The sequence below is a fragment of the Nitrobacter sp. JJSN genome (genome assembly GCF_051912485.1).
GTDB lineage: Bacteria > Pseudomonadota > Alphaproteobacteria > Rhizobiales > Xanthobacteraceae > Nitrobacter.
This window is the reverse complement of the sequence record NZ_CP196822.1, coordinates 2,453,327-2,478,483: the sequence shown is the minus strand read 5'-3', so window position 1 is coordinate 2,478,483 and position 25,157 is coordinate 2,453,327. Positions and strand designations below refer to the sequence as shown.

Genomic DNA, 25,157 nt, shown 5'->3' with positions numbered 1-25,157 from the left:
AAGCTGACTGGATTGAGACCCCCATCCCCCCGCATAAGGCTAATGATATGGTTACCAGATTATTAACAATCTTTGAGCTGCCTGAAGAACCGCAAAACAACGAGAAAATGCTTGTTTTGACAGAGAAAAATGCGCGTAACAGTAGAATGTGATGTCCGGAACTCATTTAACGCGAATTGTGTTTCGTGTTATCGCAATCATCGATTGCGCCCCTCATGCAGCGACGAATCGCTTCGTCGATTGAGCGCATCACGCAGCCAATCGTAACCGGCCATTCCTGCCGCCATCGCAATCACGAAGACGATCACGGGCCCGCTCAGTCCCACGAGATTGACCAGCGCCGGACCCGGACACAGGCCGACCACCCCCCAGCCGATGCCAAACAAGATAGCGCCAGTGACCAGCGGTGCATCGATATCGCTACGATCGGGCCATCGCAGTTTTTCCGCCAGCAGAGGGATGCCGCGCCGCCGCGCCAGCGCAAACCCCGCCGCTGTCACCGCGACCGCGCCTGCCATCACAAAAGCGAGCGTTGCATCCCATGCGCCGAACAGATCGAGAAAGCCGAGCACCTTGTCCGGCTGCGTCATGCCGGAGATCAGAAGGCCTGCGCCGAAGATCAGTCCACAGAGAAAACTCGCGAGCAGCATCGGCATGGCATCAGCCTCCGATGCCGTGGCGCAGGATCGCCACGACGACGATCGCTACCAGCATGAAGATCGCGGTGGCGGCGATCGAGCGCGTAGACAGCCGCGCGATACCGCAGACTCCATGACCGGAGGTGCAGCCGCCGCCCACGCGAGTGCCGATGCCGACGAGCAGGCCGCTGATTGCGACCACGACAAGGCTCACGGGCATCGTCGGCATTGGCAGCGATTGCCCTGCGAGCGCCGCCAGCAGCGGCGCGGCGATCAGTCCTGCGATGAAGGCGATCCGCCAGCCACGGTCGCCGCCGCGCAGCAGCCCGCCGAAGATGCCGCTGATGCCGGCGATCCGGCCGGTCAGCAGCATCAAGAGCGCGGTGGCCAATCCGATCAGCGCGCCGCCGATGAAGCCGGAGAAAGGGGTCAGATTGTGCATGATCGTCGTGTCCGCGCTGAATGCATTTTCCGGATCGGCTGCCGCGCGGCGACGGGCCGAGGAATGCGGCGTCCTGACCTGATCCTATCACCCTATTTCTGGCCCGGCTCGATTGCGGATCGTGAGCGGCGTGCGGATTGCACCTGCCGCGCCGGGTCCCTACGCTTGAGGGCGGTCCGAATCATTTCCCTCCTTCCGAACCCGGAGAACTCCCTATGCCGTCATCATCTCGGTTTCGCGTCGTTCTGCTCACGCTGGCCGTCTGCCTTGGCCTGTGTTCCGTCGCTCGCGCCGACAGCGGCGCGGTGACGCTGACGGTTTATAAAGGCGGCTGGATCATCGGCGCGTCCGGCGGCGGCGGCACGCTCACCTTTCACGGCCGGCGCTATCCGCTCTCGGTCGGCGGACTCGATTACGGCCTGGTGTTCGGCGGCTCGAAGACCGTGCTGCACGGCCGCGTCAGCAACATCAATCGTCCTTCCGATGTCGCCGGCGTCTATGGCGCGGCCGGCGCGGGGCTGGCGATCGGCGGCGGTGCCCGCGCCATCGTGCTGAGCAACCAGAAGGGCGCGGTGCTGGAACTCGCCGGCCGTCAGTTCGGCTTGATGGCCAACGCCGATCTCTCCGGCCTTGCGATCTCGATGAGATAGCGGCCTCCCGCGGCGGCGAGCAACGCGCTGGCTCGTCGGCACAAGACAATACGCGCGGCGCTCAGATATGGGCGCCGCGGTTGTAGCTTTCGATCAACTGGTTGTAGTCGCGGAGCAGCCGCGGCGGCGAGCCTTCGACCATCCAGCCGCCACCACCGCCAAGCATCATGCGGTCGCCCTGGCTGTAGGGCACCTTGTCACGGATGCGGCGCATCAGTTGCTTCGCCGAGGTCAGGTATGATTTGGCATTGTTCATGAAGAACGAGCCGAGTTTCGTATCGCCGTCCTTGCCCGATGCATCTTCGGCTGCCTTCACCGTGGCTTCATACTCAGTTAGCGCCTGCGTGATCGCGGCGATGTCCGGCTTGTCGGCGTCCTCCGCGCGCAGCAGGCGCTTGGCCTGGATCATCAGCGCTTCGACGTGATAATGCACCTTGCGGCCTTCTTTCGTCTCGATCGCTGCGAGCTGTTCTGCCGCCTGCTTGTCCTTGATGGCTTCAACGCCGGCGCGCAGTTTCTTGTCGGCGCTTGCGAATGCATCCCATGCCGCGACGAGGCGCGGATGCAGCGCCTTGCCCCTGGCCATCTTGTCGTCCTTGTAGTTCTCCTGCTCGTAATAGTCGTCGGCCTCCTTCAACAGCGGCTCGAGCTTGCCCACGGCGTCGGCATACGCGGAAGCAGCAGACTCGAGTTCGGCGTCGCGCGGCTCCAGCGCGTTGGCCTTCTCGATGTTCTTCTGGCAATCCGACGTGTCATAGATGGTGTAGGTGCCGTAGATGATGCGCTCCTTGCCGGTCGGCCCGCTCTGTTTCGCCCACGAGAAATAGCCGCTGCGGGACTGATAGGAGCGCTCAGAAAGCCGGTTGATGCAGCCGACATAGGCGTTGAGCTTTTCGACGAGCTGAGAGGGAGGTGTCTTGTCTTGCGCAGCGGCAGGCGCAACAGAAAGGCCGAAGACTGCGGCGGACAATAGGGCAATCGCCCGGAACGGCGTCATGATTCTTCCCTCGCGATGCTGACAATCCCCGCATTTGTCGCATCAGATTGCAAAAGGTTCGCGCGCGTTGCAAGCGTTGGAAACGCCACCGTCAGTTGCTACCCTTCTGTGGCGAGTGGTCTGCATGAGCGAAGCGACACGCGGGTTGCCAACCTCAATCCCGGATATCGCTTATCTCATCCGCGTCCCGGCTTGCCGCGCCGATTGACGAGTCCCCGAAGGGGCGCATCCAGCGAATTCAGCACGAAGCCGAGCAGCGCCCATTTCGGCTCGACGAGGCTGATGAGAACGGCGGCGACGGCGGATGCGATCAGCATGCTCAAGCCGATGCGGTCCTCGATCTTGCGCGTTTCCGAGGCGCGGTATTCGGACAGCGTGACCATGCGTGCCGCCACAAGCGCGAAGGCCACGGTGTTCGCCGCATAGAACCACACGGCGGGCGCCAGCGTCGGGTAACGGCCGATCAGCATAGTCGTGAACGGCACCAGTGTGATCAGCAGGAGATGCAGCATAGCCCATTTGGTGTAGGCCTCGCTGACCTCCTCGCCGCGCGGCGCGAGCTTCACCATGCCGGTCCAGCGCAGCGCCAGCACATAGAAACTGATGACATAGACGAGCAGCTGGCTGCCGAGCTCGACGATTCGATGCAGCAGGTCCGCGGCGCTCTGCGGCTGGAATGTTTCCGGCAACCGCAGGTCGATCACCAACAGCGTCATCGCGACGCTGAACACGCCGTCGGTCAGTGCATCGAGGCGGGATTTGGGGATCATGAGGGAGCCTTATTGGATCGCTTTGGATCACGTTCAAGTTTTGGAAAGGGCTGCCATAAACCTAGACCTTAGCCATGATGACGTGGGCCTGAATTTTGGCTGCAACTTCGCCGCTGCCATGTCTGTCTGTAATCGCGGATGCGGCGTAGTCGGTCGCTGCTTCCAGCTTTCCCGCCTCTCTGGACTCGATTTCGTTGCGCAGAGGAGTTCCCTGACAATAAGCAACGGCTGGAAGGCGCGGCGAGGGCGCGCGGCTTTGTTCGACCCTCGTCTCGATCGCCACACGAGAGAAACCCGCGTCCTCCAGCTCGCCGCGGATCAGCGCCGTATCGTGGTAGCCGTGCGGTGTGCGCGCCAGAAAGCGCGGCGGATCGTCCGGAAACAACCTTGCGAGAGCATTCGTCACATCATCTGCGAAGACATTCTCCTCGATGCAATCCCATACGTTGAATAAAAAATGTCCTCCCGGCTTCAGGACCCGCTTGGCTTCGCGGTAAGCCGCCGGGCGGTCGGGAAAGAACATCGCGCCGAACTGACAACAAACGAGATCGAAGGTCGCGTTTTCGAACGGCAGCGCCAGCGCATCCGCCTGTCGCCATTTGATACGATCGTCGGGAGTTTGCCGCGATGCGGCGTAGTCGAGCATCGACTGGTTGAGGTCGGTGACGATATAGCTTGCTGTGGAAGGCAGCTTTGGCGCCAATGCGCGGGTGACAACTCCGGTGCCCGCGGCGATTTCCAGAACGGCGCCCGGCGACAACACCGCCGCACGTTGCGCCATGTTCGCGGCGTACGGCTCGAAAATCAACGGCACCATGTAGAGGTCGTAGTTTTCCGGAACCGAACCAGCGAACACCTTGTCCGATTCCAGCATAGCTATCGCCCGCTCACCGTTTGGCGTTGTCGTCCTCACAACACCTTGTTGCTCTCCTTCACCTTCTCGGCGTCGAGATACACGCTTGAGCCCATCTCCTTGAATTTTGCGCTCATCTCCTTCATGCCCGCCTGTGCCGCCTCCGGATAGAGCGCCGCCTTCTCGTTGTCGCCGAGCGTTGCTGCATAGTCGCGCACGTCCTGCGTGATCTTCATCGAGCAGAATTTCGGACCACACATCGAGCAGAAGTGCGCGACCTTGTGTGCGTCCTTCGGCAGCGTTTCGTCGTGGAAGGCCACCGCCGTCTCCGGATCGAGGCCAAGGTTGAACTGGTCTTGCCAGCGGAAGTCGAACCGCGCGCGGCTCAATGCATCATCGCGTAGTTGCGCCGCCGGGTGGCCCTTGGCGAGATCGGCGGCGTGCGCCGCGATCCTGTACGTGATGACGCCGGTCTTGACGTCGTCGCGGTTCGGCAGGCCGAGGTGCTCCTTCGGCGTCACGTAACACAGCATCGCGCAGCCGAACCAGCCGATCATGGCGGCGCCGATGCCTGATGTGATGTGGTCGTAACCAGGCGCGATGTCGGTGGTCAGCGGGCCTAAAGTATAAAATGGCGCTTCGCCGCATTCCTTGAGCTGCTTGTCCATGTTGATCTTGATCTTGTGCATAGGCACGTGGCCGGGGCCTTCGATCATCACCTGGCAGCCCTTCTTCCATGCGATCTGCGTGAGTTCGCCGAGCGTTTCCAGTTCGGCGAACTGCGCGCGGTCGTTGGCGTCGGCGATCGAACCGGGACGCAGACCATCTCCCAATGAAAACGATACGTCATACTTGCGCATGAGATCGCAGATCTCCTCGAAGTGGGTGTAGAGGAAACTCTCCTTGTGGTGGGCGAGGCACCACTTCGCCATGATCGAACCGCCGCGCGAGACGATGCCGGTGACGCGGTTGGCGGTGAGGTGGATGTAGGGCAGGCGCACGCCGGCGTGGATGGTGAAGTAATCGACGCCCTGTTCGCACTGCTCCACCAACGTGTCGCGATAAAGCTCCCACGTCAGTTTCACCGGATCGCCCTCGCACTTTTCCAGCGCCTGATAGATCGGCACCGTTCCGATGGGAACCGGCGAGTTGCGCAAAATCCATTCGCGGGTGGTGTGGATGTTGCGTCCCGTCGAGAGGTCCATCACGGTGTCGGCGCCCCAGCGGATCGCCCACACCATCTTGTCCACTTCTTCTTCAACCGAGGAAGTCACCGCACTGTTGCCGATGTTGGCGTTGATCTTCACCAGAAAATTGCGGCCGATGATCATCGGTTCGAGTTCGGCATGGTTGATGTTGCAGGGAATGATGGCGCGGCCGCGCGCGATCTCCTCGCGCACGAATTCCGGCGTAATGAAGGCGGGCACGGATGCGCCGAAGGATTCGCCGTCGGCCAGCGCAGCTTCGGCGCGTTCGAGTTGCTGTTTACGCCCGAGGTTCTCGCGCTCGGCGACATAAATCATCTCCTTGGTGATGATGCCTGCGCGGGCGAACTCGAGTTGCGTGATCGGCGCATCGCCGACCCCCCGCATCGGTCTGTGATGCGCCTTGAAGGTGGCGGCGGCATGCTTGGCGCCGACATTGCCATTGTCTTCCGGCTTGATCTCGCGGCCGTCATATTCTTCGACGCCTCCGCGCTCTTTTACCCATGCAAGGCGTGTGCGCGGCAGGCCGGCATTGACGTCGATGACGACGTCCGGATCGGTGTAGGGGCCGGAAGTGTCGTAGACCGGCAGGTTCGGTTCGCCCGCGCCCTCGGAGAGGATGATCTCGCGCAAGGGCACGCGCAGGTCCGGTGCGGCATCGGGCGCGGAGAAAATCTTGCGGGAGGAGGGCAGGGCCCCGGTGGTGACGGCGGGGCGCGTGGTGTCCGGATTGGAGCGGATGTTCATGGACAATCCTCCTTTTAAATTCTTGTGTCGGTGGTCCCGGACGGTTCGCGCAGCGAACCGATCCAGAATCCGGAAGTGAAAGGGTCAAGCAGCATTCCGGCTGCGCTCGCGACAAGTGCCCCGGAATGACGCTGGAAATGTTCGCTCATCACGCCGCCTCCGCATTGAGTTCAAGCCACGCTTTCGCTCGTGCATCGGGATCGGGGTTCTGCGTCACGTCGCTGACCACGGCGATCGAGTCCGCGCCGGCGGCGAAAATTTCCGTCGCCTGTTCGAGCTTGATGCCGCCGATGGCGACCAGCGGGATATTGCCGACGCGCTTTTTCCACTCGGCGATTTTCGGAATGCCTTGCGGGGCAAAGCGCATTGATTTCAGCGTGGTGAAGAAGATCGGACCGAGCGCGATGTAATCCGGTTCGGCTGCGAGCGCGGTTTCGAGTTCGGCATCGTCATGGGTGGAGAGGCCGAGCGTCAGCCCGGCTTTGTGGATCTCATGGACGTCGGCCGCCGCGAGATCCTCCTGGCCGAGATGAACGTGCTTCGCGCCGGCCACGATCGCCGCGCGCCAGTAGTCGTTGACCACGAGCTTTGTGGGCGTGCCCTTGACGATCTCCAGCGCATCGCTGACGAGTTGCAGCGACGCGCCGTCGTCGAGGTCTTTTGCGCGCAACTGCACCGTGCCGACGCCGAGTCCGGTCAGGCGACGCAGCCAATCCAGCGTATCGACGACAGGATAGAAGCGATCAGGATACGGCATGCCAGAACGGTGTCCCTACCACGGGGGTTGAGGGGGAGGCGAAGTCGCGGGCGTCCATCAGACCCGCCTCATAGGCGCTGCGGCCGGCTTCGACCGCGAGCCTGAACGCGCCGGCCATCGCCACGGGATCGGTGGCCTTGGCGACCGCAGTGTTGAGCAGCACGGCGTCATAACCCAGTTCGAGGGCTTGTGCCGCGTGCGAAGGCGCGCCAATTCCCGCGTCGACGACGAGCGCAATATCGGGCAGGCGCTCGCGCAATAGCCGCAAGGCGTCGCGATTGGTGATACCCTTTGCGCTGCCGATCGGCGCGGCCCACGGCATCACCACCTTGCAGCCCGCTTCCACCAGCCGCATGGCGACGCCGAGGTCCTCGGTGCAATAGGGGAATACCTCGAAACCGTCCTTGATGAGGATCGACGCGGCTTCGACCAGGCCGACCACGTCGGGCTGCAGCGTGTCGTTGTCCGCGATCACCTCGAGCTTGATCCACGGCGTGCCGAACAGTTCGCGCGCAAGTTTCGCAGTCGTGACGGCTTCGCGCACGCTTTTGCACCCGGCGGTGTTCGGCAGCACCGTGACATCGAGCTCACGGATCAGCGACCAGAACGCGTCACCGGTCTTGCCGCCCGCGGTTTCCCGCCGCAGCGACACTGTGACGATCTGGCTCCCCGCGGCGTGGATCGCGTCCTGCATGATTTTCGGCGACGGATACAGCGCCGTGCCGATCAGCAGCCGGGAGGAAAATTCGCGATCGTAGAATTTCAGCATGAGACAGTCCTCAACCTCCCTGCCGCGGCGTGATGATCTCGATCTCGTCGCCGCTCTTCAGCATTGTGTCCGCCCAGCGGTTTTTTGGCAGCACGTCGAAATTCACGGCGATCGCGACATGCGTGCCCTCGTAGTCGAGCTCGCTCAACAGCGCATCCACCGTCTGCGCCGCGATCTCGCGTCGTTCCCCGTTGACGGTCACTTGCACAATGTCACCCGCATTGCATCACCTCGTTGTCGATCTCGCCACGCGCGACGTAGCCGAGCGTCAGTTCTGCCAGCGCGGGCGCCAGCAGAAACCCATGGCGGAAAAGCCCGTTGACCGCGATACGGTTCTTGTCGATCGCAATGCGCGGCAGATTGTCGGGAAACGCAGGGCGCAGACCTGCGCCGATCTCCACGATCCGCGCCTCGCCGAAGGCGGGATGGACGGCGTAAGCCGCGCTGAGAAGCTCAAGGGCCGAGCGGACACTGACGCCGTTGTCCTCGCGTTCGATCGACGTGGCGCCAATCATGAAGCGGTGGTTCTCGCGCGGAATGATGTAGAGCGGCCAGCGCGGATGCATAAGGCGCACCGGGCGCGCCAGCACGATCTCGTCGGTTTCGACGATCACCATCTCGCCCTTGACGCCGCGCAGGTCCGGGAATCTGTCGCGTGCGGCGAAGCCGCGGCAATCGATCGCAAGGCCCTTGATGTCGGCGGCTTCGGGCGCGCTGCCAAATTCGATTTGGCCGCCGGCGGCGCGGATGCGTGCGTGCAACTCAGGCAACACGCGGCGTGGCTCGACATGGCCTTCATCCGGGAAGAAAAGCGCCTCGCGAAACCGTCCGTCGAGCGACGGTTCAAGCTCGCTCACACCAGCGCCCTGAATGCGCTGGTACCCCGATGTCATGCGCGCAAACCGCTCGAAATCGGAGCGGTCGCGCGGATGCGCCACTACGAGCGAGCCGTTGAAAGGCGTATCGGGAACGTGTTCGCGCCACAGCGCGAGCGAGCGAAGGCCGAGACGCGTGACGAGGGGTTCGGATACCTCAGATTCGCACCACGGCGCCAGCATGCCGCCTGCCCAGTGGCTCGTGGCCTGCGCCATTGCATCGTCGCCGCGTTCGTGAAGCGTGACGGCGTGCCCGGCCTTGGCGAAAAGCAGCGCCTGCCACGCGCCGGCAATGCCCGCGCCAATCACCGCAACGGGGGAATCCCCACGTGTCTCCCGCGTATCCTGAAACATCCCTGTCCCTTCGCCGGCATGACCCGGATCAGGTTCAAAGGGTCACCGCGGTCCTGCAATCCATCTTCGGATTGCGAGCTTGCGATATCTCAGCTCCCTGACGGAGCACCCCTCGGAACACCCCTAATCTAGGCCGAAAGGGGTGGGTGTCAACGCGCGGCAGCGCGCAATCTTCCATGCGGATCAGGTTCCAGCGTTTTACCCGACAAATTATGCTTTGCCGGAAATAGTCGGTCGGCCGGCGCCGGGTCGCGCCGCAGGTTCCGTCGATCGGATTATCCGGATGAGCATGGCGCATATGGAGCAAGCCGGAGCGCGTAGCGGCATAGCCTCCGCTCCAGCGTGGCTGTTCGCCGGTGGCGCGGCCCCACGTGTTGGCGATGCCGGTGATGATCGCGTGGACCGGTGTCGGCCAGCGGGCGCGGCAAGGCGTCCTCGCTGTGGCTGCTGCCGCTGCTGATTGTGTGGGCCAACCGGCGCGTCTACAGCGATGGCGAAGCGTGCATATGCGGATCGCGAACGTCGCTCCGCAGATCAGGCCGTCGCTGGATTGAAGCAAAACCCGCCGGATTGCAGTTTCACTGCGGCGCGATCGACAGGGGGGCGCTGGGGAATCGGGCCTCGGCGCTCATGGGCTCGTGCCGGGGACGGTGCAGCCGCTGCCGCTTCGCCACGTAGTAATAGCCGCCGGCATAATAGGCCACGGCGCGGTCATGATTGCCATGAGCCGCCTGGTATGCGCCGGCGAGATACTTCACCGCGTAAGTGAGGTTGGTTTCGGGATCGAGCAGGCCTTCGGCCGTGCCGGTGTAGCCAAGGCCGCGGGCGGTTGCGAGCTTGATCTGCATCATGCCGTAATTGCCGCGATGAACCACGCGTGGATTATAGCGGCTCTCGCGCACGATGACGCGGTGGACGAGTTCGACGGGAACGCCGTTGGCTTGCGCATGCGCTGCCACCAGAGACTCGTATTGGGTACGTTGCGCGGATGACGGCTGCGGCCACGCCAGCGTCAGAAGAACAAGAAATGGTATGAATTTGCGGAAATGTGTCACAAGCAACCCTTCACAACCTGCCTTATTTCTATCGCCTCAATCGCGACTTTCCTGTGGCAAAACGGCGAGCCCGGCGCATGTGGCTCATGCCGGTTCCGTCGTTATGGGCTGAAAAGGAACTCAGGCCGCCTGCTGCTGCGTGCCGACCGGCAGTGTGATTCGTGCGATCAGGCCATGCGGCTTCCGGTCGTTGAGTGAGAGTGTGCCGCTGTGGGCGTCGACGATGGCGCGGGCGATGGAAAGACCGAGGCCAAAGCCCGCGGACTCGTCCATGGTGCGAGCGTCGTCACCGCGCACGAATGGCTCCAACATGACATCCTTGTGCGCATCGGAAATGCCGGGCCCGTCGTCCTCGACATCGATCGTCAACACCTGCAGCGATACGCGAAGGCGGATCGCCACGTCGGCGCCGAAGCGAACGGCGTTTTCGACGAGGTTGGTGATCGCGCGATGCAGATCGTCGGGCCGGGCCGTGATCATCGCATGCGCCGGGCCGTCGTAGCCGACCTTGTGTCCCATATCGATGAACTGGTCGGCGATCAGTTGCAGAGTGGTCGCGATATCGACCAGCGTGACCGACTCCAGCCGGCGATCGTTGCGCAGGAACGACAGCACCGCCTCGAGCATTGCGCTCATCTGGTCGAGATCGCGAAGCATGTGGCGGCGATGCACCTCGTCCTCGATGAATTCGGAGCGCAGCCGCAGTCGCGTGATCGGCGTGCGCAGGTCGTGGCTGATGGCGGCCAGCATCCTGGTGCGGTCTTCGATCAGGCCGGTGATGCGATCGCGCATGCGATTGAGTGCCTTGGCGACTGAGCGGATTTCCTCCGGCCCGCGCTCGGGCAGTGGGGCGGCGGTGCCGTTCAAGCTGAAGTGCTCTGCGGCTTTTGCGAACGATGATAGCGGCGCGGTCAACGCGCGCGCCGCCCATAACCCGAGCAGGGTCAGGCTTATGGCCGCGAACAGGAGGGGCGCCATCCATGGCCCGCTCCAGAACGGGCGGGGGCTGCGGCCCGGCAGTAGCCGCGCCGATACTTTCGTATCGTCTGGCAGCGTCACGCCGATGATGCCGCTCATCTGCTCGGCGGTTAGCGAGAACATCCGGTAGCCGGGGCCGAGATGACGGCGCAGGCTGCGAAAGGCGCGACTATCGGCCTCGGCGGCCGTCGCATCGGTGTCCGGCGGAAGGGCGTGGATGTCGAGTTGCGGAAACGTTCGCGAAATGTCGGCCATCAGCCGCGGCCGGTCTGCAGGTGTCGCCGTTCCGAGAAGCTGGATCGCGGCAATGAAGAGGCCGTGTCCGCGATCGACCAGAAGATCGGGTGCGTCCGGCCGATGCAGCCAGAAGATCGCCGTGACGATCAGATGAAGCGCGACAATCGAGGCGACCACCAGCGCCGCGATCTGTCCGCTGATGCCCCGGAGATTCAGAAGCCGGGGAAACCTCATGATCGACCGCTCATGGGTCCCTCACAGGCGCGATGCCCGCGCGGCATCATGCGGGCTCCACCACCGGGGTGAACATATAGCCTCCGGCGCGCACTGTCTTGATCATCGTGGCCTGCGCTGGATCGCTCTCGATCTTGCGGCGGATGCGGCTCACCAGCACGTCGATGCTGCGCTCGAATGATCCGGCGCTGCGGCCCTGGGTCAGGTCGAGCAGGCTGTCGCGCGACAATACCCGGCCCGGGCGCTCGCAGAATGCGCGCAGCAGGTCGAATTCGGCGCTGGTCACGGCGACCCGCGCGCCCTCGGGATTGCGCAGCTCGCGCAAGCGGAGATCGATCCGCCAGCCCAGAAATGTCAACGCGCTGGCGCCGCGCATGGCGCTCGCGGTCAACGCGCTGGCCTGACGGCGCAACACCGCGCCGATCCGCGCCAGCAGCTCGCGCGGATTGAAGGGTTTTGCGAGATAGTCGTCGGCTCCCATCTCGAGTCCGAGAATGCGGTCGACATCCTCGCCGCGCGCGGTCAGCATGATGATCGGTATCTCCGACTCCGCGCGCAGCTTGCGACAGAGGCTGAGGCCGTTCTCCCCCGGCAGCATCACATCGAGGATCACAAGGTCGACCCGGCGGTCAGCCATCACCCGCTGCATCTCGTTGCCGTCGGAGGCGGTGACGACATTGCAGGAGTTGGTGCGCAGATAGTGCGCAATCAGCGCGCGTGTTTGGCGGTCGTCCTCGACCACAAGGATGTTGGGGGGTGGACTGGCCATGACGATCTTTTTTCCCGGATTCGCGGGACGATGCAGCAGAATTTTTGTTTCGCATTGTTTCCGGAGCAGGGTGGGCAATATGATGCAACGCTCTGAAACGTCAATAAAAAGGCTTCCTTAAGGCCCCAAACTTACCGTCGGTGGTGTTGTCGATTGACCAACTCCGGAGCCTGTCATGACATCTATCTCCGCCGCCAGCCCCTCCGCGTATGTTTCGCCGCTTCAGCGTTTGCAGGACGAGCTTCAGTCCGAAGTCTCGTCCGGCGCCGTCAGTTCATCCGATCAGGACGCGCTGTCATCGGCCCTGACCGATATCGATTCATCCCTGCAAGACAGTCAGCCGTCGTCAAGCTCCGGCGACACGCGGCCATCGTCCGACGACATCAAGTCAAAGATCGACGACCTTATCACCAACGAGGTGTCGAGCGGCAAATTGACCAGCGACCAGGCGGCGGAATTGCAGACGGTGTTTTCCAATACATTTGCGAGCGGTGGCCCCGATGGACCGGAAGCCGCGAGCGCAGCCGGTAGCGTGGGCGGCGGACACAAGACCGGCGGCCATCACCATGGCAGCCCCGGCGGTGCGGAAGCCTCGTCGTCGGCCGACAGTTCCTCAAGCACGGACAAGGCCAGCGACCTGCTGCAACAATTCCTCCAGTCGTTGAAGGATTCGCAATCTCCGTCCACGAGCTACGACGCCAGCGGCGACAGCAGCACCGGTACGATCTCAGCTCTCCTCGTCGACTATCAAAGCTGACGCTGTACCGACGTACGCTATCCGCTTCCAGCGATCATCCCTTCCAGGACGATGGGATGATTTGTTTTTGCGGATAGGGATTTAGATTGTCGCAATTTTGTCGCGAAAAGGAGTCTAGAGTCCGCAAATAGCAAAAACAGATCGGAGAAGCGTCATGGTCGCTGTCGTATCTGATTGTTTGCCTCATCAAAATCCCTGCGCGCAATGTGGCAAGCCGATTGCCGCGCCGATCTGGTTCGAGGACGAACCTCGCCGGACCTGGTATCTCTGGCAATGCGCCCACTGCGGTTACGAGTTCGAAGCGGTTGCATTTTTTGCCGAGACCGTCATCAAGCCGAGCGCGATCGCGGCCTGACTACGTTCGCGGCGCTGGGACATAGAGTCACGTCACGCGCTTCCGCGCCCGGCGCGGCGGCGGTGTTGACGCGTTGCCGTTCTCACCGATGTGCGGCGCGCGGTGATTGGTCGCGCTGCTGCGCGAGAGTTCAGCGTAACCAAATCCCGCGAGCTTTCAATCTCGCATGCGTGGCGCGTTCGCGGCGTCGTTCTCACGCGCATATGTACATCGCTTGCCGCAAATCCCTTTCCGTTTCGTCTCCTCAGGGAACCCGAGCAATCCGAGATGTTCCCGGGAACGACTGCAGGAGTTGTGTGTTCTCGCTACTGATTTTTAAAATTGAAGGAGGTGCACTGATGATTTTCAAGCACATGACCGCCGCATTGATTGGGTCCGCACTGCTGGCGACGACGGCGGTCGCGCAGACGCCAAGCACCACGGCGAACACGATGAGTGCCCCGGCCGCCACATCGTCAGAGTCCGGTTACCATGGCGACTGGCGTTCGTCGAAAATGGTTGGCCTGAATGTCTATAATGATACCAATGAGAAGCTCGGCTCGATCAGTGATCTGCTGTTTGACAAGAGCGGCAAGATCAACGCGGCTGTGATCGGCGTCGGCGGATTTCTCGGAGTCGGCGAGCGTCTGGTTGCGGTGTCCTTTGACAAAATGAAGTTCGTAGACACCCCTGTGCCGTCGACATCGGCTTCGACTGCGCCGGCGGGTGGCGGTATGCGTTCGGAGACCACCACAGGCTCTGCGACGTCTGCGCCCGCGGCGACGACAACGAAATCTCATGCGTGGTATCCGGATCACGCAATGTTCAGTGCGACCAAGGATCAGTTAAAGTCGATGCCTGAGTTCAAATATACCGAGTAAATCGGCGGATCGAACGGCGGGATAGCAACGCGCCCGGTTTTTGCCGGGCGCGTTTTTGTGCGACGTATAGCAGGCGGATTCGTGCCGCAATTCCGAAGGGAGCGCATTATCGGATCGCGGTGCCGCGGAATAGCGGCTATCGGCGTTGTCGTCGCGATGTTAGCCTGCAGTCGGCAGGACCACCTGCGTCCTGTCATCGAGCGGGAGGACGATATGGCTGAGAGTGTCTATAAGGTTATCGAACTGATCGGCACCAGCAAGGAATCTTGGGAGAAGGCGGCCAAGACCGCGGTCGAGCGGGCGGGAAAATCCCTCCGGGATCTTCGCGTCGCCGAAGTTGTCAAGCTCGACATGCAGTTGGACGAAAAGGGCAAGGTCGAAGCCTATCGGGCCAAGCTCAAGGTCTCATTCAAATTCGAGGGCTAGAGCGGGATGAGGTTTGATTGAATCGTCATGCCCGGCTTCATGCCGGGCATCCGTCTTGAAAATCTTAAATCCAATCTAGGACGCGATGTTACAGCGCCGGTAGTGTCTTGACCTCGACGTTCACGGCGCCCGCCGCCTCCGCGATGACGCGCAGCGTTTTGGAATCAAATGCGATGTCGGTGAGTTTCAGTCCGGTAATCTCGGCTCTGATCCGGACCCCGTCCCTGTTCTTCTGAAAGTCCGCAATGACCGCGGCGATCTTCTCTCTCGCGTTTGATGCGAACGGCTTGAGGTCGATGCTTGCTTTCTCGGCGAGGGCCTGTTGCAGATAGGGCATCGCGGCGTGCGCGGCGGCGCCGAGCAGGCCGAACGCGGCTTCGGATTCGACTGCGAGCCGGATGTCGGTCAGGCGCAGAGTCTGCTGGGCCTGGTCGAGTACGGGGCTGCCCCAGATGTGGACGGTGGCCTCGCCGCCGAAACCGAACCAGCTTTTCTTCTCCTTCGCGTTAACCAGCAATGAGATCAGAAGCCGGTCGCCGGCAGCCGCGACGTTGGCCTGCTTGACGGTGACGGCGACCGGGCCGCTGCCATCCTCGGGAAACGTCTTGCCGGCGAGTTCGCCCTCGATGATCCTGTTGATGTCGGTGAAGGGCACGTCGATCGGAATGCCGATGCTCAATCTGCCAGGCGTGGCCGGAACGATGGCGAGCGTCGTGGGAAACGGACAGTCCGGCTTGGTTGCCGCAGTGGTGATCCGTGTTTCGGCCTCGACACCAAGCGTCAGCGTGACGTTGCTGGCATCGATGCGCGGTTGAGCTGCGACGGCGCGCACCGGTTTCAGCTCGAGATACAGGTCCTGCAATCCGGCTGCGCCCTTTAATGGGATCGAGCGGCACATCTGCGCCCATTGCAGCCGCGCGTTGCGCTCCAGCGCGGGATCGTTGCGGATACGCTGTTGCAGGCTCGCGAGTTGTTCGTTGACCGCCTTGTCGATGACGGGCTTGACCTGCGAGGGGACGTTGACGCGGGCGCCAGCGACCGAGAGGTTGGTATCGCCGAGATTGACCTGCGCGGTCATGTTGGGGTCGATGCGCCAGTTCGTGGCCAGCGCCGGCCGCGCCGTCATCACGACGTTGCCTTTGATTTCGGCATTGGCGTTCAGGTTCTTGATGTTCACGCGGCCGATCTGCTTGGCGACGTTGCCGCCGAGCAGGCTTCCGAGCGCGTTGCCAAGCGCGCCCTGGGCATCGGCCGACAGCGATCCCGTGACCTTGACGGTGCCGGTCAGCGGTGTCGACAGCGACAGCACATTATTGGTGCCGCTTGCGCTGATCGCACCGCGCGATGCGGTCCATCCGATGTCTGCGTTCTGGAGAATATGCGCCGCTGGATTGTCCGCCTTGCCGGCGAAGTTACGCGGCGCAGCACGGTCGGCAGCGTCGCGAATGACGGCGAGCGGGATTGTGATTGGCGCGATGATGCTCGAACTGCGGTTGACGGGGGCCAGCGGCGGCAATGTCGCAAGCACGGGCTTGTTGATTCCAGGCGGCGACCACCAGTCCATGGCCTTGAGACTGACGAAGAACGAGACCGCAAGCGCCCCGACGGCGAGCAGGATGGTTTTGAGATTGAACTCCGGCCGCATTGGCTCCCCGGCGCAGGTGCTCCGCAAATGAACCTACAGCCAGCGGGCGGTAGATGCCAGCGCACGTGGCTGCTGCGGTGTTGGCCAAACAAATAAGGCGCGAACAAATGAGGCGCGAACGCGGCAGAGGCGTACGCGACCCACGATGAAGAGAGACGCAGTAACCAGACGCCGTGTGAGCGGCGGTCCAACTGCTCATCGGGAATCTCGACAGTCAACGGGTAAGATTTTCAGGTATGTGATTTCGGCGCGAACGAAAAGCGTTCGTCGCCTCAGATGCACTACAGCGCATCGGAGAATGACAATGGAGAGTTTTCGGGGTGTCTTGCAGCCTGCTGGAGAACTAGAAAATGCCCAGCACGATCGCCCCGACGAAGGCGAGCGCGATATAGGCGGTCACAACGCTCATACGGCCGGCGAAAGTCATGCGACGACTCCCTGATCCCGCTGTTGGTCCGGCCTAACGCGGAAAACTGGTCCCCGTTCCCAGCGGAAAAACTTTGCTGCCCATCATTCATTGTGCGCCGCAGCGATGTGGTTAAAAATCACTGAAAACAACGCGTTGAAGAAGCCTTAAATAAATTCGTTGAACGTGCGCGAATGACGCTCAGAGTTGCCTTGTATGTCGTCGGCTCCGTCGTCCTTGTGTCGCTGGCCGGTTGCGGGCGCGGTTTCTTTCAGACCGCGGAGCGCGAGCCGTGGCGGGCCGAGGCCGAGGCGGCATGTCTGAAATCCGGCGAGGTCAAGGAAAACGCCGATCTGGTTCGCATCCGCCCGATCAATGGTCCCGGCATTTGCGGCGCTGAATTTCCTCTGAAGGTCTCGGCGCTCGGTGAAAGTCCGGCCTATGGCTTTGCCGACGATGATCTCAGGCCTCCCGCGTCGATTGGCCGTAATCAGCCGCGCTGGCCGATCGCGCAGCGATCCAATCCGACACCGCCGCCGTCCTATCCCGAAACGTCGGTTCGCCCGTCCGCCTATGGCGGTGGGACGAACGGCCCGGTCTCGCTGACCGCGCCGGGTGTGCATCCGGCCGACGACCAGATCGAATTGCCGGCGGAGGGAATGGATCGCGCATCGTCCTATCCGCCGGGTGATCGGTATGCGCAACCGTATCCCGGTCCGCAATCCCAGCCCCAATCCCAACGCTACGGCGGCGAGCGATCGTCCGCATATCCCGCAGCGCCAGCTATGAGTCCGTCACAACAGGATTCGCAGCTGCCGCGGCTCGGACCGGCGCGCGGGACGATCACAAGCGCGGTCGGGCCCGTCACGGTGAAGCCGGCCGCGACGCTTGCCTGTCCGATCGTCTCGGCGCTCGATCGCTGGCTCGCGGATGCGGTGCAGCCGGCGGCGATACGTTGGTTCGGCGCGCGAGTCGTCGAAATCAAGCAGATCTCCGCCTATTCCTGCCGCGGCATGAACGGCAATCCGAACGCGCATATCTCCGAGCACGCCTTCGGTAATGCGCTGGATATCGCGGGATTTACGCTGGCGGACGGGCGATACGTTTCGGTGCAGCATGGCTGGAAGGGGCTGCCGGAAGAGCAGGGCTTCCTGCGCGATGTAGAAGCGACGGCCTGCCAACGCTTCACCACCGTGCTGGCGCCCGGCTCCAACGTCCATCACTATAATCACATCCACGTCGATCTCATGCGCCGCGCGAGCCAACGCACGATTTGCAAGCCGGCGGCGGTATCGGGCGAGGAAATCGCATCGCGTGCGGCGCGCGGTTCGTATGCCAGTCGCGAGCCTGCGGTGACGGGATCGCTGGGCAGCAGAACGAGCCATTCGCATCGCCACGAGGATGATGACGACGAATAGTGCCGCAGGTGGGTATGTTTGTTCGCAAGCCGTCTGCTGCGCGCTTCTGAGCTGCGGTGTTTCTGAAAATGGCGAGGGGTCCGGCGTGTGTGCGCCGAACCCCTCATTCACAATGAAACGCGTTTTCTTGACGCGAGCCGGAAGTTCACTTCGCTCGAAAGCTCCGCGAACATATCAGCCGGCCTGTAAGCCGGGTTCTGTAGGGTACCGCGCGCTTGCGCCCGCGATACGCGACGGCCATTCCTCTGGGACAACGTTTGCACGTTGCCTCATGCAACCTACCCGGACAGCGGGCCCGACAAGGCCCTGCGATGTTATCGCCAAAGGCGAACCCCTCGCGATGCCGTCCCTATTCGGTTTTGCTCCCGGTGTGGTTTGCCATGCCGTCCCCGTTGCCGGAGGCGCGGTGCGCTCTTACCGCACCTTTTCACCCTTACCGTCCCCTCCTTACGCCTCTCCCGCAAGCGGAGGAGGGTGGGTGGGGGAGGCGGTTCGTTCTCTGTGGCACTGTCCCTGGGGTCGCCCCCGCCGGATGTTATCCGGCACCGTGTGTCGATGGAGCCCGGACTTTCCTCTCCCGCAGCCTTTCGGCCGCAGCGGGAGCGGCCATCCAGCCGACTGACGCGATACGCATGACGGTTGCGCGGGGCGGCGTCAAGCCACGCGAACAGGGCCTGGCGATTTCGGATGTTTGCCGCCCAACGGAACCGCGCCGCCCATTCTCCATTGAATCCCTTGCGGCAATGTCCGCAAGGGAGGTTGTCATGACTGATTTGCGCCTTTGGCGTCAGACCCACGGCGTGCCTATCGAGGACATGCGCGGGATCGTGCCCGAGGAGACGAACTATGCCATCGGTTGGACGCTCAGCACGCTGCTGACGCTGGCCGTAGTGTGCGCCGTGTGGACCTTCGGTTTCTGAACCGAAAGCGGGTTGCGCCTTTTGCTGACGCCGACAGAAGAAATTCGGGCATTTAGCGATCGGGCTGTTTGCGCGACATCCCGCCGCGTTGTCGCGCTGTGACCGATCAACATCTTTCCGTCACGGGAGCAAACAGTGGGCAATCATCACCGAGCGGAGCTCGACCGGCATTTCGCATGGCTTGAAGGCAAAATGCCGCCTCGATTGGCGAAATTCATAGGCTGGGTGCGCAAGCCGTCGTCCCGGCTGGTCCGCGTTCCGCTGTCGATCCTGCTGATCGTCGGCGGCATCTTCAGTTTTCTGCCGGTGCTGGGGCTCTGGATGTTGCCGCTGGGACTGATCCTGATCGCGCAAGATCTGCCGTTCCTGCAAGGACCGATGGCGCGGATGCTCGGTTGGATCGAACGCAAATGGATGGAGCGAAAGGCCGCGAAGCGCCCGTCGTGAAGTTTTTCTTGAGCAGACTCGTTTGTGATCTCTTTTGCGACAATGTGACTCGCATATCCGCCGGAGTGTGACTCAAATGCCAGTTTTGCGTGAAAAATCGACACAAAGTGGCAATTGACAGCAAGATTTGTCTTTAACGAATCAGCATGCTGATTCATTTTGGTTTCCCGGGGCAATCTGGAGGCCAAGGTATGAACGTTATTGTTTTCGCATCGCGTAAAGGCGGCTCAGGCAAAAGCACTCTGGCCGCTCATCTTGCTGCGCAGGTTCATAAGGCTTCGAAGCCCTGTCTGCTGGTGGATGCCGATCCGCAGGGATCGTTGACGCTTTGGCACAAGCTGCGCGGCACCAACGAACCTCCGATCCGGACAGCCAACCGCTCCGTAACCGAGATCATCAACTCCGCCAAGCGTGACGGTTTTGAGTGGGTCTTTATCGACACGCCGCCAAACCTGTCGGCCGTCGTCGATGACGCCATCCGGAATGCAACCATGGTTGTGATCCCCGCGCGGCCCGGCGTCTTCGATGTCAATGCGGTTCAGGATACCATCCAGACCTGCCGGTCTGCGCGCAAGCCTTATGCCGTTGTCATCAATGGCGCACCGGCGATGCGCGACGGCTCTGAAAGCCCGATCGTCACCATCGCTCGCGAGGCTCTTGCAAAATTCCGCGCTCCGGTTTGGAGCGGTCAGATCACCAATCGCGCGGACCTTCTTCTGGCGCTTGCACATGGCGAAGGCGCCCGCGAATACGATTCCCAGGGCCGCGCTGCCTCGGAGATTGGGCGGCTGTGGGCGGCGATCGAGCGCTCCGTCAAGGCGATTCGTGGTGCCGTGTCCTCGAGCGGGACCATGCACAAGAACGCGGCCTGACCTTACACGCTAGCGCTGGGCTGATAAACGCGCGGGTTTCGCGCGTCTTGAGTGTTGCCTAGACGTCATTTTGCGACAATTGCGCGTTCCACGGTTCCGCGTGTCCTCGACCTGCGCGCTGTGTCTGGCAAAAAAGACCGGACTCCTGAGAGCCCGGTCCAAGGTACCTTGTGGCAACGCGCGGCCGACGCAGTCGCCACACAAGCGGGATACCAAAGCCCCGGCGCCGCTGGGATGAGGGGACAAGCGCGCGGCGCGAAGCCCTGATATATGTCATGTGGTTGTCATAGGGGCCTTGCGACAACCGACGAGACCGCATGTCAGCTATGCGAAGTCCGGGGACATCGAAATACGCTATCGCGCGACTAAGGCATCGCTAGAAATTCCGCGGCGGCCGAATCACGACGGCCAGCGCTGCGCCTTGCTGACCACGAAATCGCGGAAAGCCTGAACCCGAGCGACGGACTTGAGCTCTTCCGGATACACGAAATAGGTATCGAGCTGAATTGAATCGGATTCGCTGAACAACTGCACAAGGAGGTTGTTCTCGCCCACCAGATAGTCCGGCAGCGCAGCTATGCCGAGGCCCTGCTGACAGGCGCTGAACAAGCCCAGTATATTGTTGACGATGAAGTAGGGGTTGCGCGGTCCTGAGCCATTGCGACCGGCCTCGACAAGCCAGTTGCGGTTCTGGGGATGGACGGACGGGTGCGTTTCGCTGAGCAAGACGATACGATGTCCGTCGAGTTCCTCCAGTGTCCGAGGGGTACCGAAGCGCTTGACGTATTCCGTTGAACAGTAGGCGTGGAAGCCCATCGCAAACAGCTTGCGCTGGATGAGATCGGGTTGAGTCGGCTTCTGCGTGCGGATCGCGATGTCGGCCTCGCGCATCGACAGATCGAGCTCTTCATCGGTGAGAATGAGCGAGATCCGGATCTCCGGATAGAGCGCGGTGAATTCGCCAAGCCGCGGAATTAGCCAGTTGATGCCGACGCCAGGCGTCGTCGTGACCTTGAGATCGCCGCTCGGCCGCTCGCGGCTGTCGGTGAGCTTGGCGCGCGCCGCCTGCAATTGCATGAAGACTTCGTGCGCGGTGCGAAACAGCAGGTCGCCCTGTTCGGTCAGGATTAGCCCCCGCGCATGGCGATGAAACAGCGATACCGAGAGTTCCTGCTCCAGCGCGCCGACCTGTCGCGATACGGCGGATTGCGACAGTCCAAGCTGTTCGCCGGCATGCGTGAAACTGCCGGCCTCGGCCGCGGCATGAAACACCTTCAGCTTGTCCCAGTCCATGTCGGTAAAACCGTCTCGATTCCGTAGCATCGCTACTCTGCTGCCGCGCGGTCGCTCGCATGCACGGCGAGAAACCGTTCAGCTTCCAGTGCGGCCATGCAGCCCAAACCCGCGGCCGTGACTGCCTGGCGATAAACCTCGTCTGCGACATCGCCGGCCGCGAACAGACCGGGCACCGACGTTGCCGTCGAATTCGGTGCAACCTCGACGTAGCCCGAGCTTTTCAGCTTGACCTTGCCGGCTACGAGTTCGGTGGCGGGCGCGTGGCCGATCGCGATGAACACGCCGTCGGCTGCGACCTCGGTGAGCGCGCTGGTCTTGAGGTTCTTCAGCCGGACGTGGGTGACCTTGGGCGGATCCTCAGCGCCGCAGATTTCGTCGATGGCGCTGTCCCAGATCACCTTGATCTTTGGATGCTTGAATGCCCGGTCCTGCAGGATGCGTTCGGCGCGGAAGTGATCGCGGCGATGCACGAGTGTGACCTGCGAGGCGAAATTGGTCAGGAACAGAGCTTCCTCGACCGCGGTATTGCCGCCGCCGACCACGATCACGTTCTTGCCGCGGTAGAAGAAGCCATCGCAGGTGGCGCAGGCGGAGACGCCAAATCCCTTGAAGGTGTCTTCGGACGGCAGACCGAGCCAGCGCGCCTGCGCGCCCGTGGCAAGGATCACGCTCTCGGCGAGGTAGACCTCGCCGCTATCACAGGTCAGCCGGAACGGCCGCTGCGACACATCGAGCGAGTTCACCGTATCGGTGATGATCCTGGTGCCGACATGCCTCGCCTGCTTCTCCATCTGCTCCATCAGCCACGGACCCTGGATCACGTCCGCAAAGCCGGGATAGTTTTCGACATCGGTCGTAATGGTGAGCTGGCCGCCCGGCTGAATGCCCTGGATCAGCACTGGTTCCAGCATGGCGCGCGCGGCGTAGATCGCCGCCGTATAGCCTGCTGGACCAGAGCCGATGATCACAACCTTGGCGTGGACGGGAGCAGGCATAATTAGAACCTATGTCGAGAAGCTGGCCTGCGGCGAGCAGCGAAATGCCCGCGGAGGCGGCGGAGGCGGGAAAACATGGAACTTTTATATAGGATATCTGGCTAGCTATGCGGGATTTGCAACCCGTCACTGCAAAAATTCCTCTAAACGCGAAAGTGGGATGTTGCGCAATAAAATTGCGCAGGCTGCCCGATCTACGTTAATAGGCTTGCGGGAGATTCTCTCTCCGTTTGGCGAGCTTCGGGGTTTTGCACGCGCGTGTCGAAAAGTCTGGACGAGATCGACCTTAAGATTCTGAGCGAGATTCAGGCTGATGGCCGGATCACCAATGTCGAACTGGCCAAGCGGGTCGGCATTTCGCCACCGCCGTGTCTGCGCCGCGTCCGGGCACTCGAGGAGGAGGGCTACATCCAGGGATACCGCGGATTGCTTGATCCGCAGCGGCTCGGTTTCGAGGTGACGGTTTTCGCGTCGGTACACCTGTCGAGTCAGGCCGATGCCGACTTGCGCGCGTTCGAGGAGTTCGTGCGCGGCGAGCCGCTCGTGCGTGAATGCTGGATGCTATCGGGCGAGATCGACTTCATCCTGAAATGCGTGGCGCCCGATATGGCGACATTTCAGGATTTCGTTTCGCATCTCACCGCCGCACCGCATGTGCGCAACGTGCGAACCTCGCTGGTGCTCCACAGCTCCAAATACGCCGCCGCGGTGCCGCTGGAGCTGAAGGTGCCGGGCTGAGGCCGCAAAGCGCGCTGTGAATGGTCCTGCGTCAACTTTTGTTGAAGATCATCTTGTCGAGGCTGATCGGTCCTCCGCCGGCGAACACCAGGTAGAAGAATACGAAACAATAGAGTGCGGCCAGTTCGCCGCCATTGACGATCGGCATGAAGTTCTTCGGCGCGTGCACCATAAAGTAGGCGACCGCCGTCATGCCTGACGCGATGAAGGCAGCGGGACGCGTAAACAGCCCGATCACCAGCAGTCCGCCGCCGACCAGTTCGATGACTCCGGCCATTCCGACCAGTGACGCGACTTTCAGATCGGCGAACATCGGCAACGGCGGGAAGCCCAAAAGCTTGGCGGTGCCATGTTGCATGAGTAGAAGCCCGCTCATGAAACGTAACAGGCTCAGCGCCGTCGGCTGCCATTTTGAAAACATCTGATCCATGTCAGATCCCCCCAGTATAAGACATTTCAAAATCTTGAAATAAACCTGCATCGGTCATCGCAGTGACGCAAATGCCAATATTTTTACTCTTGAAATGTTCCAGTCCTGAAGGACGCCTGCGGCATTGCGTCCCGGCCGAGACCGTGTCACCGGCGTGAGCTTCGCTAGCGGGGCTCAAGGCTGCACGCAGTGGACCGGTTTTGGCTGACAGGAAAAACCGGTATTGGAGCAAACCGGCGGTGCGCCATCGGTGTCACGCGCGCAACTCACGCAGTCGTCGGTCCATCGGCTGCAATTCGGCGGGCCCTTCTGCACCGAAATCTCCTTCGCCGGCGGGGGCGGGATATCCATATCGGCGGCGAGGGCGGCTCCGGATATGATCGCAGCCGTTATCGCGGTTGCGAGGCTTAAACGGGAAAGCCGCATACCGCTTTCATCCTGCTCTGCCGAAGTTGAAATAAAACCACATCGAAAACGAAACCGGGCCGTGCTGATGTATGCGCGATAAGCGTACGGACGGTGACCTGTCCGCTATCGCCACTCGACCTTGGTGATCTCGTAAGCCTTGGCGCCTCCGGGCGCGACGACTTCGACCGAGGAACCTTTCTTCTTACCGATCAGGGCGCGCGCGAGCGGCGAGGTGATTGAAATGCGGCCCTTCTTGGCGTCAGCTTCGGCTTCGCCAACGATCTGCCACACCGCTTTCTTGTCGGTGTCTTCGTCGATCAGCGTAACAGTGGCGCCGAATTTGATGGTGTCGCCGGAAAGCTTGCTGACGTCGATGATGTCGGCGCGTGCCAACTTATCTTCGAGCTCGGCGATGCGGCCCTCATTGTGCGACTGCTCTTCTTTTGCGGCATGATACTCCGCGTTTTCCGACAGATCGCCATGTGAGCGCGCCTCGGCGATGTGCTCGATGATGCGCGGCCGGTCCACCGACTGGCGCTTCTTCAGTTCGTCTTCGAGGGCGGCATGTCCCCCTCGGGTCATCGGAACCTTTTCGATCATCTCACTTCGTCCTTCGCTTCATCGGCGGCCCTGTGGCGTTACGCGAAGCGGCTTCCGATCCGGACCCCGGCCGCAGAATTCGCATTCGCCTAATGTCCCGATTCCAAAGTTCGCATGCCTTGGCGGCAGACTCGCCGGGGCAATGAAGCGAACTTCTGAACCACCACACTAGCTGCTTACGACCGGCCCCGGTCGGAACAAACATCCCCACGGTCAGCAGGTTCCGACTCTGTCAGACTCCTGCAAACCGATTA

Annotated in this window: 28 protein-coding genes, 1 other RNA gene and 1 riboswitch; of the genes, 10 read left to right on the top strand and 19 right to left on the bottom strand. The window is 61.9% G+C overall.

Features of this window, described 5'->3' with window-relative positions; all coding sequences use genetic code 11:
- Window positions 1-197: 197 nt before the first annotated feature.
- Both ACSZOQ_RS12345 and ACSZOQ_RS12340 read right to left on the bottom strand, forming a co-directional pair.
- Window positions 198-656 (bottom strand): DUF6691 family protein, encoded by a 459-nt coding sequence (locus tag ACSZOQ_RS12345; RefSeq protein ID WP_439922801.1) that lies wholly within the window; start codon window positions 654-656, stop codon window positions 198-200.
- A gap of 4 nt (window positions 657-660) precedes the next feature.
- Window positions 661-1,080 (bottom strand): YeeE/YedE family protein, encoded by a 420-nt coding sequence (locus ACSZOQ_RS12340; RefSeq protein ID WP_439922800.1) that lies wholly within the window; start codon window positions 1,078-1,080, stop codon window positions 661-663.
- Between the two features lie 215 nt (window positions 1,081-1,295).
- Here ACSZOQ_RS12340 and ACSZOQ_RS12335 point away from each other — a divergent pair, with 215 nt between their 5' ends.
- Window positions 1,296-1,730 (top strand): hypothetical protein, encoded by a 435-nt coding sequence (locus tag ACSZOQ_RS12335; RefSeq protein WP_439922799.1) that lies wholly within the window; start codon window positions 1,296-1,298, stop codon window positions 1,728-1,730.
- 61 nt (window positions 1,731-1,791) lie between these two features.
- Here ACSZOQ_RS12335 and ACSZOQ_RS12330 read toward each other — a convergent pair whose 3' ends face one another.
- The 11 genes from ACSZOQ_RS12330 to ACSZOQ_RS12280 all read right to left on the bottom strand — a co-directional run bounded on the left by ACSZOQ_RS12330 (window position 1,792) and on the right by ACSZOQ_RS12280 (window position 12,330).
- Entirely contained in the window at window positions 1,792-2,727 is a 936-nt protein-coding gene (locus ACSZOQ_RS12330) for a YiiG family protein (protein ID WP_439922798.1), read from the bottom strand.
- A gap of 176 nt (window positions 2,728-2,903) precedes the next feature.
- Window positions 2,904-3,497 (bottom strand): TMEM175 family protein, encoded by a 594-nt coding sequence (locus ACSZOQ_RS12325; protein ID WP_439922797.1) that lies wholly within the window; start codon window positions 3,495-3,497, stop codon window positions 2,904-2,906.
- A gap of 61 nt (window positions 3,498-3,558) precedes the next feature.
- Window positions 3,559-4,371: a class I SAM-dependent methyltransferase gene (locus ACSZOQ_RS12320; RefSeq protein ID WP_439922796.1), complete on the bottom strand. Its 813-nt coding sequence runs from the start codon at window positions 4,369-4,371 to the stop codon at window positions 3,559-3,561.
- A 35-nt stretch (window positions 4,372-4,406) separates the two neighbouring features.
- Complete coding sequence (gene thiC / locus ACSZOQ_RS12315) at window positions 4,407-6,302, bottom strand: phosphomethylpyrimidine synthase ThiC (protein ID WP_439922795.1); 1,896 nt, start codon at window positions 6,300-6,302, stop codon at window positions 4,407-4,409.
- 148 nt (window positions 6,303-6,450) lie between these two features.
- Window positions 6,451-7,059, bottom strand: coding sequence for a thiamine phosphate synthase (gene thiE / locus ACSZOQ_RS12310; RefSeq protein WP_439922794.1), 609 nt, complete (start codon window positions 7,057-7,059; stop codon window positions 6,451-6,453).
- A complete protein-coding gene (locus ACSZOQ_RS12305) occupies window positions 7,046-7,828 on the bottom strand; it encodes a thiazole synthase (RefSeq protein ID WP_439922793.1) in 783 nt (260 codons plus the stop codon). The genes thiE and ACSZOQ_RS12305 overlap by 14 nt, the downstream gene beginning before the upstream one ends.
- Window positions 7,829-7,838: 10 nt before the next feature.
- Window positions 7,839-8,036, bottom strand: coding sequence for a sulfur carrier protein ThiS (gene thiS, locus ACSZOQ_RS12300; RefSeq protein ID WP_439922792.1), 198 nt, complete (start codon window positions 8,034-8,036; stop codon window positions 7,839-7,841).
- 4 nt (window positions 8,037-8,040) lie between these two features.
- A complete protein-coding gene (gene thiO / locus ACSZOQ_RS12295; RefSeq protein ID WP_439922791.1) occupies window positions 8,041-9,057 on the bottom strand; it encodes a glycine oxidase ThiO in 1,017 nt (338 codons plus the stop codon).
- Window positions 9,045-9,180, bottom strand: a riboswitch (TPP riboswitch). Its footprint overlaps the gene before it by 13 nt.
- Window positions 9,181-9,635: 455 nt before the next feature.
- The gene (locus ACSZOQ_RS12290) at window positions 9,636-10,067 is read right to left on the bottom strand and encodes a transglycosylase SLT domain-containing protein (RefSeq protein ID WP_439926030.1); all 432 of its coding nucleotides are present in this window, start codon (window positions 10,065-10,067) and stop codon (window positions 9,636-9,638) included.
- A 165-nt stretch (window positions 10,068-10,232) separates the two neighbouring features.
- Complete coding sequence (locus ACSZOQ_RS12285) at window positions 10,233-11,561, bottom strand: ATP-binding protein (protein WP_439922790.1); 1,329 nt, start codon at window positions 11,559-11,561, stop codon at window positions 10,233-10,235.
- Between the two features lie 46 nt (window positions 11,562-11,607).
- Window positions 11,608-12,330, bottom strand: coding sequence for a response regulator (locus ACSZOQ_RS12280; RefSeq protein ID WP_439922789.1), 723 nt, complete (start codon window positions 12,328-12,330; stop codon window positions 11,608-11,610).
- A 175-nt stretch (window positions 12,331-12,505) separates the two neighbouring features.
- On the opposite strand from ACSZOQ_RS12280, the gene ACSZOQ_RS12275 reads away from it, so the two are divergent.
- From ACSZOQ_RS12275 to ACSZOQ_RS12260, 4 genes are all read left to right on the top strand, one after another.
- A complete protein-coding gene (locus tag ACSZOQ_RS12275) occupies window positions 12,506-13,087 on the top strand; it encodes a hypothetical protein (protein WP_439922788.1) in 582 nt (193 codons plus the stop codon).
- A gap of 154 nt (window positions 13,088-13,241) precedes the next feature.
- A complete protein-coding gene (locus ACSZOQ_RS12270; protein WP_439922787.1) occupies window positions 13,242-13,442 on the top strand; it encodes a hypothetical protein in 201 nt (66 codons plus the stop codon).
- A gap of 338 nt (window positions 13,443-13,780) precedes the next feature.
- The gene (locus ACSZOQ_RS12265; RefSeq protein WP_439922786.1) at window positions 13,781-14,302 is read left to right on the top strand and encodes a PRC-barrel domain-containing protein; all 522 of its coding nucleotides are present in this window, start codon (window positions 13,781-13,783) and stop codon (window positions 14,300-14,302) included.
- A 213-nt stretch (window positions 14,303-14,515) separates the two neighbouring features.
- Window positions 14,516-14,728, top strand: coding sequence for a dodecin family protein (locus tag ACSZOQ_RS12260; protein WP_439922785.1), 213 nt, complete (start codon window positions 14,516-14,518; stop codon window positions 14,726-14,728).
- Window positions 14,729-14,816: 88 nt separating this feature from the next.
- On the opposite strand, the gene ACSZOQ_RS12255 is transcribed toward ACSZOQ_RS12260, so the two are convergent.
- Window positions 14,817-16,373, bottom strand: coding sequence for a DUF4403 family protein (locus ACSZOQ_RS12255; RefSeq protein WP_439922784.1), 1,557 nt, complete (start codon window positions 16,371-16,373; stop codon window positions 14,817-14,819).
- Between the two features lie 600 nt (window positions 16,374-16,973).
- On the opposite strand from ACSZOQ_RS12255, the gene ACSZOQ_RS12250 reads away from it, so the two are divergent.
- The gene (locus tag ACSZOQ_RS12250; RefSeq protein WP_439922783.1) at window positions 16,974-18,197 is read left to right on the top strand and encodes an extensin family protein; all 1,224 of its coding nucleotides are present in this window, start codon (window positions 16,974-16,976) and stop codon (window positions 18,195-18,197) included.
- 170 nt (window positions 18,198-18,367) lie between these two features.
- Here the strand turns inward: ACSZOQ_RS12250 and rnpB are convergent.
- Window positions 18,368-18,819: RNase P RNA component class A (gene rnpB, locus ACSZOQ_RS12245), an RNA gene on the bottom strand.
- Between the two features lie 142 nt (window positions 18,820-18,961).
- On the opposite strand from rnpB, the gene ACSZOQ_RS12240 reads away from it, so the two are divergent.
- From ACSZOQ_RS12240 to ACSZOQ_RS12230, 3 genes are all read left to right on the top strand, one after another.
- Complete coding sequence (locus ACSZOQ_RS12240; protein WP_439922782.1) at window positions 18,962-19,117, top strand: hypothetical protein; 156 nt, start codon at window positions 18,962-18,964, stop codon at window positions 19,115-19,117.
- Between the two features lie 135 nt (window positions 19,118-19,252).
- A complete protein-coding gene (locus tag ACSZOQ_RS12235; protein ID WP_439922781.1) occupies window positions 19,253-19,564 on the top strand; it encodes a hypothetical protein in 312 nt (103 codons plus the stop codon).
- Between the two features lie 191 nt (window positions 19,565-19,755).
- Window positions 19,756-20,436 (top strand): ParA family protein, encoded by a 681-nt coding sequence (locus ACSZOQ_RS12230; protein ID WP_292612611.1) that lies wholly within the window; start codon window positions 19,756-19,758, stop codon window positions 20,434-20,436.
- A 399-nt stretch (window positions 20,437-20,835) separates the two neighbouring features.
- Here ACSZOQ_RS12230 and ACSZOQ_RS12225 read toward each other — a convergent pair whose 3' ends face one another.
- Together ACSZOQ_RS12225 and trxB are read right to left on the bottom strand one after the other, a co-directional pair.
- The gene (locus tag ACSZOQ_RS12225) at window positions 20,836-21,759 is read right to left on the bottom strand and encodes a LysR family transcriptional regulator (RefSeq protein WP_439922780.1); all 924 of its coding nucleotides are present in this window, start codon (window positions 21,757-21,759) and stop codon (window positions 20,836-20,838) included.
- A 2-nt stretch (window positions 21,760-21,761) separates the two neighbouring features.
- The gene (trxB, locus tag ACSZOQ_RS12220) at window positions 21,762-22,727 is read right to left on the bottom strand and encodes a thioredoxin-disulfide reductase (RefSeq protein WP_439922779.1); all 966 of its coding nucleotides are present in this window, start codon (window positions 22,725-22,727) and stop codon (window positions 21,762-21,764) included.
- A 258-nt stretch (window positions 22,728-22,985) separates the two neighbouring features.
- On the opposite strand from trxB, the gene ACSZOQ_RS12215 reads away from it, so the two are divergent.
- Entirely contained in the window at window positions 22,986-23,465 is a 480-nt protein-coding gene (locus ACSZOQ_RS12215) for an Lrp/AsnC family transcriptional regulator (RefSeq protein ID WP_439922778.1), read from the top strand.
- A gap of 31 nt (window positions 23,466-23,496) precedes the next feature.
- On the opposite strand, the gene ACSZOQ_RS12210 is transcribed toward ACSZOQ_RS12215, so the two are convergent.
- Together ACSZOQ_RS12210 and greA are read right to left on the bottom strand one after the other, a co-directional pair.
- On the bottom strand, window positions 23,497-23,895 hold the full coding sequence (locus ACSZOQ_RS12210; RefSeq protein WP_439922777.1) for a DoxX family protein: 399 nt from the start codon (window positions 23,893-23,895) through the stop codon (window positions 23,497-23,499).
- A gap of 531 nt (window positions 23,896-24,426) precedes the next feature.
- The gene (gene greA / locus ACSZOQ_RS12205; protein WP_439922776.1) at window positions 24,427-24,903 is read right to left on the bottom strand and encodes a transcription elongation factor GreA; all 477 of its coding nucleotides are present in this window, start codon (window positions 24,901-24,903) and stop codon (window positions 24,427-24,429) included.
- Window positions 24,904-25,157 lie beyond the last annotated feature (254 nt).